This is a genomic window from Lysobacter sp. MMG2, assembly GCF_016735495.2.
Lineage (GTDB): Bacteria > Pseudomonadota > Gammaproteobacteria > Xanthomonadales > Xanthomonadaceae > Lysobacter_J.
This window is the reverse complement of sequence record NZ_JAERQY020000001.1, coordinates 1528540-1542709: the sequence shown is the minus strand read 5'-3', so window position 1 is coordinate 1542709 and position 14170 is coordinate 1528540. Positions and strand designations below refer to the sequence as shown.

The 14170-nt window shown below is 66.8% G+C and carries 17 protein-coding genes; 7 read left to right on the top strand and 10 right to left on the bottom strand.

Going from position 1 to position 14170, the window contains the following annotated elements; translation table 11 throughout:
- Window positions 1-37 precede the first annotated feature (37 nt).
- A complete protein-coding gene (locus JI752_RS07035; RefSeq protein ID WP_216961186.1) occupies window positions 38-619 on the bottom strand; it encodes a hypothetical protein in 582 nt (193 codons plus the stop codon).
- 53 nt (window positions 620-672) lie between these two features.
- The gene (locus tag JI752_RS07030; protein WP_216961183.1) at window positions 673-1203 is read right to left on the bottom strand and encodes a hypothetical protein; all 531 of its coding nucleotides are present in this window, start codon (window positions 1201-1203) and stop codon (window positions 673-675) included.
- 920 nt (window positions 1204-2123) lie between these two features.
- Between JI752_RS07030 and JI752_RS07025 the strand changes: the two genes are divergently transcribed.
- The 5 genes from JI752_RS07025 to JI752_RS07005 all read left to right on the top strand — a co-directional run bounded on the left by JI752_RS07025 (window position 2124) and on the right by JI752_RS07005 (window position 5551).
- Window positions 2124-2384: a hypothetical protein gene (locus JI752_RS07025; RefSeq protein WP_216961181.1), complete on the top strand. Its 261-nt coding sequence runs from the start codon at window positions 2124-2126 to the stop codon at window positions 2382-2384.
- A 244-nt stretch (window positions 2385-2628) separates the two neighbouring features.
- Entirely contained in the window at window positions 2629-3228 is a 600-nt protein-coding gene (locus JI752_RS07020; RefSeq protein WP_216961179.1) for a hypothetical protein, read from the top strand.
- Window positions 3229-3592: 364 nt separating this feature from the next.
- The gene (locus JI752_RS07015) at window positions 3593-4306 is read left to right on the top strand and encodes a hypothetical protein (RefSeq protein ID WP_216961177.1); all 714 of its coding nucleotides are present in this window, start codon (window positions 3593-3595) and stop codon (window positions 4304-4306) included.
- Window positions 4307-4393: 87 nt separating this feature from the next.
- Entirely contained in the window at window positions 4394-4894 is a 501-nt protein-coding gene (locus JI752_RS07010; RefSeq protein WP_216961175.1) for a YaiI/YqxD family protein, read from the top strand.
- Between the two features lie 177 nt (window positions 4895-5071).
- Complete coding sequence (locus tag JI752_RS07005; RefSeq protein ID WP_216961172.1) at window positions 5072-5551, top strand: VOC family protein; 480 nt, start codon at window positions 5072-5074, stop codon at window positions 5549-5551.
- A gap of 31 nt (window positions 5552-5582) precedes the next feature.
- On the opposite strand, the gene JI752_RS07000 is transcribed toward JI752_RS07005, so the two are convergent.
- On the bottom strand, window positions 5583-6911 hold the full coding sequence (locus tag JI752_RS07000) for a PQQ-dependent sugar dehydrogenase (RefSeq protein ID WP_216961170.1): 1329 nt from the start codon (window positions 6909-6911) through the stop codon (window positions 5583-5585).
- Between the two features lie 129 nt (window positions 6912-7040).
- On the opposite strand from JI752_RS07000, the gene JI752_RS06995 reads away from it, so the two are divergent.
- Window positions 7041-8561, top strand: a complete 1521-nt coding sequence (locus JI752_RS06995) for a M1 family metallopeptidase (RefSeq protein ID WP_254200215.1) — start codon at window positions 7041-7043, stop codon at window positions 8559-8561.
- A gap of 51 nt (window positions 8562-8612) precedes the next feature.
- On the opposite strand, the gene JI752_RS06990 is transcribed toward JI752_RS06995, so the two are convergent.
- From JI752_RS06990 to JI752_RS06960, 7 genes are all read right to left on the bottom strand, one after another.
- Window positions 8613-9287, bottom strand: coding sequence for an MIP/aquaporin family protein (locus JI752_RS06990; protein WP_216961167.1), 675 nt, complete (start codon window positions 9285-9287; stop codon window positions 8613-8615).
- A complete protein-coding gene (locus tag JI752_RS06985) occupies window positions 9287-9670 on the bottom strand; it encodes an arsenate reductase ArsC (RefSeq protein WP_216961165.1) in 384 nt (127 codons plus the stop codon). Before JI752_RS06985 ends, JI752_RS06990 begins: the two co-directional genes overlap by 1 nt.
- Window positions 9667-10170 (bottom strand): arsenate reductase ArsC, encoded by a 504-nt coding sequence (locus JI752_RS06980; protein ID WP_216961162.1) that lies wholly within the window; start codon window positions 10168-10170, stop codon window positions 9667-9669. The genes JI752_RS06985 and JI752_RS06980 overlap by 4 nt, the downstream gene beginning before the upstream one ends.
- Window positions 10167-10607 carry an arsenic resistance N-acetyltransferase ArsN2 gene (gene arsN2, locus JI752_RS06975; protein ID WP_216961159.1) on the bottom strand — a complete coding sequence of 147 codons (441 nt, stop codon included), beginning with the start codon at window positions 10605-10607 and terminating at the stop codon, window positions 10167-10169. Before arsN2 ends, JI752_RS06980 begins: the two co-directional genes overlap by 4 nt.
- Before the next feature lie 7 nt (window positions 10608-10614).
- Window positions 10615-11097: an ArsI/CadI family heavy metal resistance metalloenzyme gene (locus JI752_RS06970; protein ID WP_216961156.1), complete on the bottom strand. Its 483-nt coding sequence runs from the start codon at window positions 11095-11097 to the stop codon at window positions 10615-10617.
- A complete protein-coding gene (locus JI752_RS06965) occupies window positions 11094-11435 on the bottom strand; it encodes a helix-turn-helix domain-containing protein (RefSeq protein WP_216961153.1) in 342 nt (113 codons plus the stop codon). The genes JI752_RS06970 and JI752_RS06965 overlap by 4 nt, the downstream gene beginning before the upstream one ends.
- 174 nt (window positions 11436-11609) lie before the next feature.
- A complete protein-coding gene (locus JI752_RS06960; RefSeq protein ID WP_216961151.1) occupies window positions 11610-12920 on the bottom strand; it encodes an MFS transporter in 1311 nt (436 codons plus the stop codon).
- Between the two features lie 173 nt (window positions 12921-13093).
- Between JI752_RS06960 and cyoA the strand changes: the two genes are divergently transcribed.
- Window positions 13094-14155, top strand: coding sequence for a ubiquinol oxidase subunit II (gene cyoA, locus JI752_RS06955; protein ID WP_216961148.1), 1062 nt, complete (start codon window positions 13094-13096; stop codon window positions 14153-14155).
- The last annotated feature ends 15 nt before the right edge of the window (window positions 14156-14170 follow it).

Sequence of the window (14170 nt, the reverse complement as noted above, 5' to 3'; positions counted from 1 at the left end):
GCCGCGTGTGCTGAAGGCGCGCCGGAGCTTTCGTCGCCTATGTCGATCCGCGACGCCCGACCTTGCGCAAGGCCGCCTCAAGCTCCGTCTCCAACAGACGCTCAACGTCCTTTGGAAATGGATCGGCAATCAGCATGCCCGCTTCGTCCGGGGGTTCTTCTGCCCCTGCGTCCGCGTCGAGGGCATCCCACACGTATCTCCACTTCTTGACGTGCAGGAGGTAATCCTCAAGTGCAGTGCGGAACTCGGGAGACGCCGTGCCTATGTTCGCTTCGACAAGCGCAATGCCGTGACGGTTCTCGTCGTGCAGGAGCGAGATGTAGGCCTTCCACGCGGTCCTGCGCACATCGCCGGCGGGGAGATTGGCGAAGTGCTTCTTCAGGTGCGCCGGGTTGTACTCAAGCGCGGAAAGCTCGCCGTTCTCGCGCAGTTGGCCCGCGAGCTTCGCGGTGCTTTTGAGCGTGGCCTGAAACGGGCGTAGAAAGCCCTCGATGCGTTTGAGCTCCTCCGCCCGCTTTTCACGCCTTCGCGCGAGGAAGTACTGGAGCCATCCAGTTCCGGCGATGAGCCCGAGCAATGGAACCAGTACCGGCGCCCACGTTTTGATCAGCTCCGCCATGGGTCCTCACCAACAGGCTCGCTGCCGAAGCCGCGCAGTCGCCACGCGTCGCGCTACCCGCCCACCACATGCACCTGCGGCTTCCCGTCCACCTGTTCGAACCGGATCCGGTAGGTCAGCGTGACCGCCTGCGGAACGCCTTTGCCGCCGTCGCAACTGGCGTGGGCGCGCTCCTTGTCCTTCGCGTTGCGGAAGACGCAGCGCAGCGCGGGGTCGAACTTCCACGTCCGGGCCGCCGTTTCGGAGGCGGCCACGAACTCGCGCTCCGCGTCCGTGGCGCAGTACGGCGAGGGCTGCGCCTTGGCCACCACGGTCACGGCGCCCTTCTCGTTGATGCCCACCATCAGGCAGACCGTGCGCGGCGGCAGGTTGGAGGCGAGCAGCGTCTCCGGGTAGCTCGGCCGGGCGTTCTTCATGTCGTCCAGCGGCATCAGGAACGACTCGTTGTCCGCCAGCACCATGCGGTTGTCGGCGGTGGCGGTTCCGGCCGCCGGCGCGGCGGCCGCCCCGGTCTGCGCATGGGCCGCGGCCGCGCAGGCGCAGGCCAGGACTGCGGTGGCTCCCAGTGCCGTCCACTTGGTCATCGTGTCTCTCCGAAAGCGTGGGGTGGTCGCGCCGACCCGGCGTGCGCGGCGGACAAAGGGGGGCGGCGCGTCGGCCGGCACTCGTATACAGCCCAACGCAACGGCACCGGCCAACCCGGCCACCGGGCCCCTGCGACCGTAACGCCGACAGCGACCCGGGGCTTTCCCTGACATGACAATTCGGCTTTCCCCGGGGGCGGTCTTGGCCTTACCCGGACGGCGACGTGGGACGCGACCGGGAGGTGTTCCGAGCTTCCGAGCTCGGCGTGCCGGGCAAATAGCTCCGTGATCCGAGCTCGGAGCTCGGCGTGCCGAGCAAATAGCTCCGTCATCCGAGCTCGGAGCTCGGCGTGCCGGGCAAATAGCTCCGTCGTCCGAGCTCGGAACTCGGCGCGCCGAGCAAATAGCTCCGTGATCCGAGCTCGGAGCTCGGCGTGCCGAGCAAATAGCTCCGTCATCCGAGCTCGGAGCTCGGCGCACCGAGCAAATAGCTCCGTCATCCGAGCTCAGAGCCCGGCGTGCCGAGCAAATAGCTCCGTCGTCCGAGCTCGGAGCCCGGCGTGCCGAGCGTTGCGCTTCGTGGATGCGGGAAGGCTTCCCCGGGTGCGCTTCGCTTACCCGGGCTACGAAGAACGTTCGCGACTTCTTCGTGTTGATCTTGTGCGCACGGCGAAAGGAGACTCGCCGCCGGAGACTAAGAACTCCACACGAAGCGGCACCCACCTCCGACAAACCGGTGGGTTTTTTGTGCCTGTACATTTTTGGGCGCAAGATCCGATGCAGTCGTTCTGCGTCGGGAGGGCGGCAGTCATACAACACCCGCAAGGGGAAAACTGCCCACCGACTTCGTGCGGTTCTTAGCCTCCCGACACCCCTTCGGCATTTCGCCGCAGGGGCAACCGCAGTCAATGGAGCGACTCATGAGCAAACCCCGTCGTACCGGGTCCCACCGTCCGCCGACCTTCAATACCCCGCGGTTCAAGATCAGCGAAGCCTCGCGCGACACGTTGTACCGCGCGCGAGAACACCTGCTGCTGCTGTCCAGCGTGTGCGCCGCGCGCGTGCAATACGACGCACGCGAACTGGAGCTTTCCGCCAACGCCATGGTCACCTGCTTCCAGCGCCTGGCCAACGACGTGAGCGACGTCCTGGCCGAAACCAACTGGCAGGAACCGGAGTAGCCGAAAGGCCCGCAGCGCTCGATCACGCAAGGCCGTAGTGCGAACGAAAGAATAAGGGGCGCCTTGAGCGCCCCTCGTCGATTCTCGGCGTAGCGCGATTACGCGCTGCGCCCGCGCGGACGCCCCGGGCGGCTTCAACACGAAGTACCATCGCCGCATGCCGCTTGCGACCCTGCCGGCCTGCGCCAAGGCCGCGGACGAGGGAGGGGGCGTTTGGCCTTCTGACGGATGCCCCGGGGAACGCATGAAGCTCAATCCCGCAACGATCGCTCTGCTTGCCACGCTCCCGTGGCTCGTCGGCTTCGCCGAAAGCGAACTCAAGACCTATCCGGACGATCGCCCGAATCCGGCCATCATCGAGGAAGCGGTGGCCCGTGGCGCCACGTCCTGCCGCTACAACCTGGAAGACATGCTGATCCACGCGCTCGGCGATCGCGAAGGGCAGGGCGTCGCGTTCTATCCGGTGGGCGACGAGAAGCGCAGGCCCTACATGGGGCTGTACGTGACCACCTACCCCAACGGCGACCAGGCCCACCTGCAATGGGTGGCCGGGCCTGACGCCAGCGGCTTGTGCGCACTGTCCTGGACGGAAGCGCGGCATTGGAAGCAGCCTTGCAAGGACGTAGTGGAGCGCTACGTGCGCGACCGTGGCGTGCAGGGGCAGCCGATGGGAGAGGCCACGCTGCTGACGTCGACCTCGCCGGACAACGGCTTGAAAGTGGTCGCGACACCGGCGGGCGATGGCTGCCTGGTCACGGAGTCGGACATCGCGTGGCGCCTGGACCCCGACGAGAAGGCGCGCGAGTGGATCCAGGCCGATCATGGTTACGATCCGGGTCCTTAGCGGGACAGTCGATCGCACAGCCCTTCCACACCAAAGCAGGCCGCGTCCGACCAGCGCGTAGCCCGGGTAAGCGAAGCGCACCCGGGGCGCCTGCGGGCAGCCCATCGCGTAGCCCTTCCACACCAAAGCCGGGTGCCACTGTCTCGATGAACTGGAAGGCTACGAAATGGGGCGCGAAGCCGACGGCGGATACGTCTGAAGATCGCCGGTCCACGGCATCACCGACGAACACCACGACAACACTGCGCAGGAAGCGACATGACACTCTCACCGGGCCTTGACTCCCTGCTGCGCCTGAGCGCCGCCCTCGTGTACATGTTCGGCGGCGCCATCGCGTTCGCGTCGTTCGTTTGTCTACATCGCCGTGTTCTTCCCCACCACCGACTTCGACGTGGTCAGGCGCCTGCCGACGCGCGAGGTGATGGACCTCACGCTGCGTGGCGAGGTGTACGAGCCCGACATCGTCGAACCCGATGAGAAGCAACTTGCCCGGCTCCGGCTGCGCTTGAGGACGGCACGTACCTCGAAGGCGTGTCGTAGAATCGATGCTGCGCCGGTTGATGGAAGTGGACGGCCAGCGGGCATGAGCGATCACCGCCTTGCGGCCCTGAACTGGACCTTCGTAAGGGAGCGGAAGACCATGAAGCGCACCGTGATCGCACTGTCCTGGCTGGCCGTCGTCGTGGCGGGCCCCGCGTGGTCCGCCGGCTGTGAGAGTCGCGACATTCTGGTCGTGGAGATGACGCCCGCCAAACGGGGCGATGGCTACGCGCTCGCGGTCAATGGTGCGGCGGTGCCGGAAGGAAGCGCACTGGATGTCATCCGCAGGCAGTGCGCGCGCAATCTCGTTGCGCTGGTGCATCCCGACATCAGCTTCCGCCAGCTGTCGGACCTACCGTTCTTCTACGGGAAGATAGGAGTCCGGGTGAACGCGCAGAACTTCTTCGTCTTCGTGGCGTCGGCCGAGAGCATGCGCATGACCTATCTGCCGACGCAGGCCACCATCCAGTACACGAACGACCCGGACAAGCTCAGGCAGCTCATTGCCAGCCCGCCGGTGAAGGACAACTTCCTCTAGGACGCAGCCTGCGCACGGGGTGTGAGCGATGTGCACGCGGCGCCGTGGAATGAGCGAAAATCCGCGCAACGCAACCACGACGCGCCCATGACCACCGCCGACACCCCGCCGCCGCAAATCTGGGTAGACGCCGACGCCTGCCCCGGCGTGATCAAGGACATCCTGTTCCGCGCGGCCGAGCGCGCGCAGGTGCAGGTCACGCTGGTGGCGAATCAATGGATCCGCGTGCCTGCCTCGCGCTACATCCGCTCGGTGCAGGTGCAGGGCGGTTACGACGTGGCCGACAGCGAGATCGTGGAACGCATGCAGCGTGGCGACCTGGTGGTCACGCAGGACATTCCGTTGGCGGCGCGCGTGATCGAGAAGGGCGGCATGGCAGTGAATCCGCGCGGCGAGCGCTACAGCCCGGAGAACATGGCCGAGCGGTTGTCGATGCGCAACTTCATGGAAGAGCTGCGCGGCGCCGGCGTGCAGACCGGCGGGCCGGCGGCGTTCCATGCACGCGACCGGCAGGCGTTCGCCAATCAGCTCGATCGCTGGCTCGCGCAGCGGCCCCGGCGTCAGGCGCCGGCAGCGGGCGAAGAGTAGGGCGCGGAGGCAGCGGGATCGTTGTTCCCCTCACCTCAACCCCTTTCCCGCAAGCGCGAGAGGGGCTAGTGCAAGCGGAGAGGGGCTTTGGCGTTGTGAAGATCGTGCATCGTCGTTGGCGTGCGCGAGGTGGCACAGTAGCGCCCCGATGCCCGCCCTGGAGCAATGGAGAACGCAATGGTCGCCAAGAACACGATCTGCCTGTGGTACGACGGCACCGCGCTGGATGCGGCGACGTTCTACGCGAAGACGTTCCCCGACAGTGCGGTGAACGCGGTCCACCACGCACCGGGCGACTATCCCTCGGGCAAGCAGGGCGATGTGCTCACCGTGGAGTTCACGGTGATGGGCATTCCATGCCTGGGCTTGAACGGTGGACCCACGTTCAAACACTCCGAGGCGTTCTCGTTCCAGGTGGCGACCGAGGACCAGGCCGAAACCGATCGCCTGTGGAACGCCATCGTCGGCAACGGCGGTGAGGAAAGCGCCTGCGGCTGGTGCCGCGACAAGTGGGGCCTGTCGTGGCAGATCACGCCGCGCGCCCTGACCGACGCAATCACCGATCCGGACCCGGCTGCCGCCAAGCGCGCGTTCGAGGCGATGATGGAGATGGGCAAGATCGACATCGCGAAGATCGAGGCGGCGCGTCGCGGGTAGGTCGTTCGATGCCGAGCTTCGGCGTCGCGACTCAGGGCCGATCAACGGCGATCCGGATCACCAGCCCGGCGCGATCGTCCGCGGTCCAGATCGCGCCGTCCTTCGCCACGGCCAGTCCGACCGGTGATCCCTGCGGTCGACGTCCGGCGGCGAGATTCCAGCCCGGTGTCATGACCACGGCGTTCGCGGCGGGCGCGGCGCCGTAGGCGCGGGAGCTGGCGCCATACAGGGGATAGCGGGCGTTGCGGTCTGGAACGGGAACGCCGCGGGCATCGGTGGCGTAGGAGACGATGCGGCCGCCGACACTGCGGTAACCATGCCAGGTCATCAGCAGGCGGCCACGCAGCGCGGGGAACATGGCGCCGTCGTACCAGAGCATGTCCAGCGGCGCGCTGTGCGGCGGCAACAGCAGTGCGGGCGGCGTGTGCGCGTTCGACGTGCAATCCATCGCGCGGGCGGCTTTCCAGCCCGGCGTGGGCGCGGCGACATCGGCGCAGTAGGGCCAGCCGTAGTGGCGTCCGCCGGTGATGACGTTGATCTCGTCGAAGGGGAACCAGCGCGTGGTGAAGTCGTAGCTGTTCTCGCCCTGCAGCACCGTGCCGGAAGCATGCACCGCCAGCGCGACCGAGTTGCGCAGGCCGCGCGCGTGCACGGTGTAGTCGCGGCTCCATTGTCCGGGCGACTGCAATGCGTAGCGGCGGATCGACGCGGCGTGTTCGTCGCCATCGGTTTCCGGGCAGGTGCGGCCGGGCGGTGTGCCGTCGGCGCGCAGGCACTGGTCGGACGGTGCGCCGACGTTCACCAGCAGCGCGCCATCGGGTGCGAAGACGAATTTCGACAGCGGATGGCGGTTGTCGTGCAGGCGGTTGTCGGGCAGGCCGGTCACGACGGGCTCGATGCTTGCGCGGGCGTCGACGGCGTCGGGATCGAAGCGGAAGATGCGGCTCATCTCGCCGACGTAGACCTTGCCGTCCGGCCCCCTCGCGATCGCGTGCGGCATGTGCAGGCCATCGAGCACACGCGTAAGCGCCGGCACGCCGCCGGGTGCGGTGCGGAGCCTGAAGATCGCGCCGTTCGCACCGTCCCAGCTTCCCAGGTCGGTGACGAGCCACGAGCCGTCGTCCAGTTGCAGCAGGGAACGCGGCAGGCGCATCGGCCGCGTGCGGTCGGCGGCGGTGGGGCCGATGACGAGGCCGGCGCAGAAGCCCTTCGCCATGCCGATGTCGAGCCGGGGATACCCGTCGCAGGTGCCGGTGGGTGCAGCGTATGCGACGCGCGGCGCGGCGACGCCGGGCGTCCCTGTCGCGCAGAGCACGAGTGCGGCGAAGGTCGCGAATACGGGGCGAAGGCGTGGCGTCATCCGTGCAGGCTCGTTTGCGGTGGCGTGCAGGATCGCATGCGAGTCGCGGTTGTTGGACGGGACAAGGGCGCAGCGGCATCTTCGATGCCCGTTGACGACCATCCGGGTGCGAGCTGCGACTTTGACTGCATGCGTAAGCATCGCCTGCCATCCAAGCGTGATGCCGCCCTGTGTAAGCTGCAGGCCGATCTTCTGTGCAGGGGCTTCATGGACTTCGGTATCGCGCTGACGCTGGGTGCGACAGCGCTTGGGCTGGTGGCGCGCTTCACCCTTCCCGGGTTGCAAGTCGGCGTCATCGCGCGTGCCACGTCGCTGTTGCTTGCAACGTGGCTGCTCGTCGTCCTGCCCGCGTATGCCGGCTCACAGCTTCCATCGGCTGAGGTCGCAGCGATTGACGTTCGGAGCTATTCGGCGCGAATTGAGCCGGACCTCGCCCGCGGCAGTCTGCATGGCCAAGTACGCATTGACCTGCGCGTGCTGACCGCGGCGCCGGAGCTGGAATTCGACGCCGGTGAGCTGGTGATCGATGCAGTGCGCGAGGACGGCGTGGCATTGCCCTTCGCAATGGAAGGCGGCCGGTTGCGCATCACTCTGCCGCGTGCCGCGCGTCCCGGTGAGCGGCATGCACTGGACATCGGCTACCACGGTACGCCGCGCTTCGGACTTCAGTTCCAGCCGCAGCGTGGTGAGCTGTACACGATCTTCTCGACCGACCAGTGGCTGGTGTGCATCAACGCGCCGCGTGAGCGGGCGACGCTGGATCTGTCGGTGGTGTTGCCGGCCGACGTGACGGCCGTCGGCAACGGCCGCGCGCTTCCGGTGCGCCGCCTGGCCGATGGGCGGAGCCTGCATCGCTGGCGCCAGAGCGTGCCGGTGCCCAGCTATGTGTACGGTTTCGCTGCCGGCCGTTACACGCAGGTGCATGAGCGCGCCGGCCCCGCGCGACTGCGCTACCTGTCCGTGGACCTGGACGCGCAGCAGTTGCGACAGGTGTTCGCCGACACGGGCGACATGCTGCGCTTCTTCGGTGAGCGCGCAGGGCGTCCGTATCGTGGCGACTATACCCAGGCGCTGGTTGCAAGGACGGTCGGTCAGGAACTGGCGGGCTTCTCCCTGATGTCCGAGTCCTACGGTCTGCAGGTGCTGGAACGGCCCACCGCGCAGGGGTTGATCGCCCACGAAGCCGCGCACCAGTGGTGGGGCAACATGGTCACTTGCGAAGACTGGACGCACTTCTGGCTCAACGAGGGCTTCGCCAGTTTCATGGCAGCGGCGTATCTGCAGCATCGATTTGGCGACGAGGAGTACCGCAAGCAGGTCGAGGGCTGGATGCAGCGCCTGGAACGGTTGCGTGCGGCGGGCACTGATCGTGCGCTGGTGTTCGACAACTGGGACAAGCCCACGGCGGACGATCGCGCGGTGGTGTACCAGAAGGGCGCCTACGTGATCCACCTGCTACGCGAAGAACTGGGCGAGGACGTGTTCTGGCGCGGCATCGGCGAGTACACGCGCGCGTACTACGGCCGATCGGTGAACACCGCGGACTTCCAGCAGGCGATGCAGCGCGTCAGCGACAAGGATCTGTCGGCGTTCTTCGATCGTTGGGTGTACGGCCACGGTGATACGCGGCCGCCTCTCGATGAGCCATGATGGCGCTCGCGCAGCGCCACCGCTCTGCGGATCGGAACGCAACGCGTTGCTTCACGCCTGCGTCGCGAGTCCTTCTCTGGGCACAAGCAGCCTGGCGACCGGCAGCGCAAGCAGTGTGCCGATGCCCTGCGCGAGGATGAAGCCGGCGACGTCCTCCGGCCGTATCCCGGCGAACGTCTGCGTGAAGGCGCGCGCGACGGTGACGGCCGGGTTGGCGAACGAGGTGCTGGCCGTGAACCAGTACGCCGCGAAGATGTAGCTGGCCACGAGCGCGGGCATCGATGCAGGACGTTGCCGCGCGCCGAGCAGCACGGTGATCAGCAATCCGAATGTCGCCACGACTTCGCTGGTCCATTGCGGAAGGCCGGTGCGCGCGTGCGTGCCGGGTTGGAGCAGTTCGAGGCCGAACATCGCGTGCGCCATGAGCACGCCCGCCACGGCGGCCGGAAACTGCACCGCGATGTAGGCGACTGCATCGCGCGTGGACAACTCGCCACGAAGGCGCATGGTCAGCGTGACCATCGGATTGAAGTGCGCGCCGGAGATGGGGCCGAGCAGCGTGATCAGCACATAGAGCGCGCCGGCGGTGGCCGCGGCGTTGGCGAGCAGGGCGACGCCGTCGTTTCCGCGCGAAAGCGACGCGGCCATGATGCCCGAGCCGACGACTGCCACGAGCAGCAACGAGGTGCCGAGGAATTCCGCCAGAAGTCTGCGGGCGATGGGCATCAAAGCTGCGCCAGCAAGGCTTTCACGCGCGCGGAGATCTCGTCGCGCACGGCACGGTAGGCGTCGTCGTCCATGTGCTTGGGGTCGGGCAGGGCCCAATCCTCGCGGCGAACGGCGGGAACCCAGGGGCAGTTGTCGCCGCAGCCCATGGTGATGACGGCGTCGAACTCGCCTTCGATGCGATCGAGTGATTTGGAATCGTGCTTGCTCAGGTCGTAACCGAGCTCGGACATGAAACGGATGGCCTTGGGATTGATCACGCCGGACGGGCGCGATCCCGCGCTGAGCGCTTCGACGGTGCTGCCACCGTGGATGCGCGCGAAGGCTTCCGCCATCTGACTGCGGTTGGCATTTTCGACACAGACGAACAGGACGCGCTTCATGCTTGGGACGTCTCGGTGGGTTGGGTGGTTTCGGCAATCTGGTTCAGCCGCTGCTCTCGGGCGAGGCGATCCAGCTTCTCCATGGGCAAGGCGAGCAGAAGTTCGACACGACGACGCAGGATCCACCAGGCGGCCTTGAAGGAGTGCGGGTCGCCATCCACCGGGTCGGGCACACCCCAGTGCGCCACCGCCGGGTGTCCGGGCCAGATCGGGCAGGTTTCGCCGGCCGCGTTGTCGCACACGGTGATGACCAGGTCCATGCGCGGCGCGTCGGGCCCTGTGAACTCATCCCAGCTCTTGCTGCGCAGAGAATCCGTCGGATACCCGACGCTCTGGATCAACTCCAGCGCGTGCGGCTTCACGAATCCGGACGGATGGCTGCCCGCGCTGTAGGCGCGGAAGCGTCCGTCGCTCATCATGTTGAGCAGGGCTTCGGCCATCTGGCTGCGCGCGGAATTGCCGGTGCACAGGAACAACGCGTTGTAGGCGGGCTTGTTCATGGGGTCTGTTCCAGAACCTTGATCATGCAGGTCGCGGAGGCAGGACACAGCGAGCGGAATTCGGCGCTGCGCTGTACCTCGGCGGGGGCGGCTGCGCGATCGATCACGGCGTAGCCGCGATGGGCGAAGAACGCAGCGGCCGTCTGCGTCAGCAGCACCAGCTGACTCACGCGGTTCGTGCGCGCAAACGATTCCAGGGCATCCACGAGTCGGCCGCCGGTGCCGTCGCCTCGCGCCTCCGGGCGCACGACGAGCGAACGCAACAAGCCGACGGGCCCGAAGACTTCCAGTCCGATCGCGCCGATGGTCGCGTCGTCATCCACGGCGACCATGAAATGCACGTTCGACTGATCGAGGTCTTCGACGGGAAGCGCTGCCTCGACGAGGAGCGCGCGCACGCGCGGCTCCTCGTCATGCGCCAGGGGGCGGACGATCATGCGCGCCTCAGCAGCAGCCGGCTGCGGGTGCGCAGCAGGCCGCGGCGGGCGTCTGGTGTGCAGCGGGCATGGCCGGGCTGCACGCGGCGCCGTCGGTGGCGCAGGCGCTGTCGGCGGCGTAGTAGGTGACGGCATCGCCGAAGGTATGGAACGTTTCCCAGCGCGTGCCTTGCGGGTCTTCGGTCCACATCTTGTCGGAGCGCGCGTAACAGCACGTGGCATCGGGTTCGGGCATCACCGCGCTGCCGGCCGCATCCAGGCGCGTTCCGAGCGCGGCGAGTTCGTCGGCGCTGTCGACCTGGATGCCGAGGTGGTCGATACCCGTCGCGCGGCCCGTGGTGGAAATGGCGAAGTTGATGCGCGGATCCTCGAGCATCCACTTCGCGTAGTCGGCCTTCACCACGACCGGGGCGTGGGCGAAGAGCTGCGAGTAGAAGCGGATGCTGTCGTCAAGGTTCGATACGTTGAGATGTACATGAAAGCGGTTCACTTCGATGCTCCTTTGCTTTGCGGCTTGCACACGGCGGCGGGCTCGCAGACGGCATTGCCGCTGCAGCAGTTTTCGGTGAGGTAGGCGATCAGCTCGTTCATCTGCAGGTAGTTGGCCCGCACGCGGATGACGCGGCCTTCGCGCTGGTCGTGGACCAGTGCCGCGTTGCGCAGGATGTTGAGCTGCGCGGTGAGCGTGGCGGCGGGCAGGCCCAGGCGATCGCGCAGGTCGCCGACCGGCAGGCCGTCCGGTCCGGCCTGGACCAGCTCGCGGAACGCGGCAAGGCGGGCGTCGTGACTCAGGGCGCCGAGGGCTTTGAGGGCGGTGTCGGTCTTCATAATTCCATGATTATGGAATTATCGAATTGTGTCAACACCGAAGCGGGGCGGGGTCTGCGCCCGCAGGCTTCAAGGCAGAAGGGCTCGCGCCATGCGCGCCGGAGGCGACGCGCTTTCGCGCGCATGGATCACATCGTGCGTGAGCCCGCGCCGTCGGCGCGGGCTCGCAATGCGTCAGCTCTTGTAGTTCATCGCCCGGTTGATGCCCAGCGCGGCCAACGTGCCGACGGCGCCGGAGAGCAGATAGACGCCCAGCCAGGCCAGACCGAACTGCGAGCACAGGCCCAGCGCGACCAGCGGGGCGAACGCGGCGCCGATCAGCCAGGCCAGGTCGGAGGTGAGCGCCGCGCCGGTGTAACGATAGCGGCGGCCGAAGTTGGCGGTCACCGCACCGGCCGCCTGGCCGTACGACAGGCCCAGCAGGGCGAAGCCGATCAGCACGAAGGCCGCCTGTCCAACGTTGCCGCTTCCCATCAGCGTGGGTGCGAAACCGCTGAACATCGCGATCAGCATCGCCAAGCCGCCCAGCGTGCGCGCGCGGCCCACGCGGTCGGCGATCAGGCCCGATGCGACCACGCCGCCGCAGGCGATGAACGCGCCGATGATCTGGATGATCAGGAAGGTCACGATCGACTTCTGCGAATACAGCAGGATCCACGACAGCGGAAAAATCGTGACGATGTGGAACAGCGCGTAGCTGGCCAGCGCCGCGAAGGCGCCGATCACCACGTGACGGCCCTTGGCCTGGAAGAGCTCGCGGATGGGCGTGGGCTCCAGCTCCAGCTCGCTCATCTTCTTCTGGTACTCGTCGGCGACCACGATGCGCAACCGCGCGAACAACGCCACGACGTTGATGGCGAACGCGACGAAGAACGGATAGCGCCAGCCCCACGAAAGCAGGTCGGCCTCGCTGAGGCTGGCATACAGGAATGCGAAGACGCTGGCGGCGACGATGAAGCCCATCGGCGCGGCGAGCTGGCCCAGCATCGAGTACCAGCCGCGGCGTTCCTTCGGTGCGTTCATCGCCAGCAACGACGGCAGGCCGTCCCACGAACCGCCCAGTGCGAGGCCCTGCAGCATGCGCAGCAACGCCAGCATCACGATCGATGCGGTACCCAGCGTGGCGTAGCCCGGCAGGAAGGCGATGCCCGCGGTCGCGGTGCCCAACATGAACAGGGAAATGGTGAGCTTGATGCCGCGGCCCCAGCGTTCCTGGATCGACATGAACAGGACGGTGCCCAGCGGTCGTGTCACGAACGCCAGTGAAAACAGCGCAAATGACCACAACGCGCCTTCGAGCCTGCCGACGAACGGAAAGAAAACCGCCGGGAAAATCAGCGCCGAGGCGATGCCGAAGACGAAGAAATCGAAGTACTCGGACGCGCGTCCGATGACCACGCCGACGGCGATTTCGCCCGGGGCGACGTCGTGCTGGGCCTTGGTGCCGTGATCGTGGGAGGAAGCGGTGGGGCTGAGGGAGGTCATCGCCGGGACACTCGGATGGACCGGCCGATGGAAGGAGGGCCGGTTGGACATAGGAGGATGCGACGATAGCCTGACAGAGGCAACCGGGCCGGGCGATAGGACAAAACGTCCAATTCTCCCGGAGTAATGTCGGGAATACATTGATCATGCTCAATCCGTAAGCCCCCACCCACATGTCCATCGCGCGCAGATTCCTGCAGGCCGCCGTGTTGCTCCTCGGCACGGCCGTTTTGTCAGGATGCAACCTGTTGGTTCTCAATCCCGCCGGCGACATCGCCGCCCGTCAGGGGCAGCTGATCGTCGTGGCGACCGTCCTGATGCTGATCGTGATCATTCCGGTGATCGCGCTCACGCTGCTGTTCGCGTGGCGTTACCGCGCGTCCAACCGCGAGGCCACGTACAAGCCCGACTGGGATCATTCGACCCAGCTGGAGCTGGTGATCTGGGGCATCCCGTTGCTGATCATCATCGCGCTGGGCGCGATCACGTGGATCAGCACGCATCTGCTCGATCCGTTCCGCCCGCTCGACCGAATCTCGGAAGGCCGTCCCGTGCCGGCCGACGTGAAACCGCTGGAAATCCAGGTCGTCGCACTCGACTGGAAGTGGTTGTTCGTCTATCCGGAAGAAGGCGTGGCGACGGTGAACGAGATCGCCGTGCCGGTCGATCGCCCGGTGCACTTCCGCATCACGTCCTCGTCGGTGATGAACACGTTCTACGTGCCCGCGCTGGCCGGCATGATCTACGGCATGCCCGGCATGGAGAGCGAGCTGCACGCGGTGATCAACGCGCCCGGCGTGTACGACGGCTTCTCGGCCAACTACAGCGGCGCGGGCTTCTCGCACATGCGCTTCAAGTTCCATGGCAAGAGCGACGCCGATTACCAGCGCTGGCTCAATGACGTGCGTGCCAGCGGCGATTCGCTCACGCGCGCGACGTATCTGGAACTGGAAAAGCCGTCCGAGCGCGAGCCGGTGCGTCACTTCGCCCGCGTCGACAACGGCCTGTTCGATGCCGTGCTCAACCGCTGCGTCGACATGGACCGCCTGTGCATGAACCAGATGATGGCGATCGACGCCGCCGGTGGCCTGGGCCTGGACGGCCTGAAGCCGCTGGCGACGCCGCGTCGCGGCGATCCGCGCCTGGGCGCGTACGTGTCGGCGCAGGTGTGCGCCGTCGACGACGTGGTGCCCCAGTCCCTGTCGGGTTCGATCGTCGGCATGAAGGCGCAGTAAGCGTCCCGCCGTCGA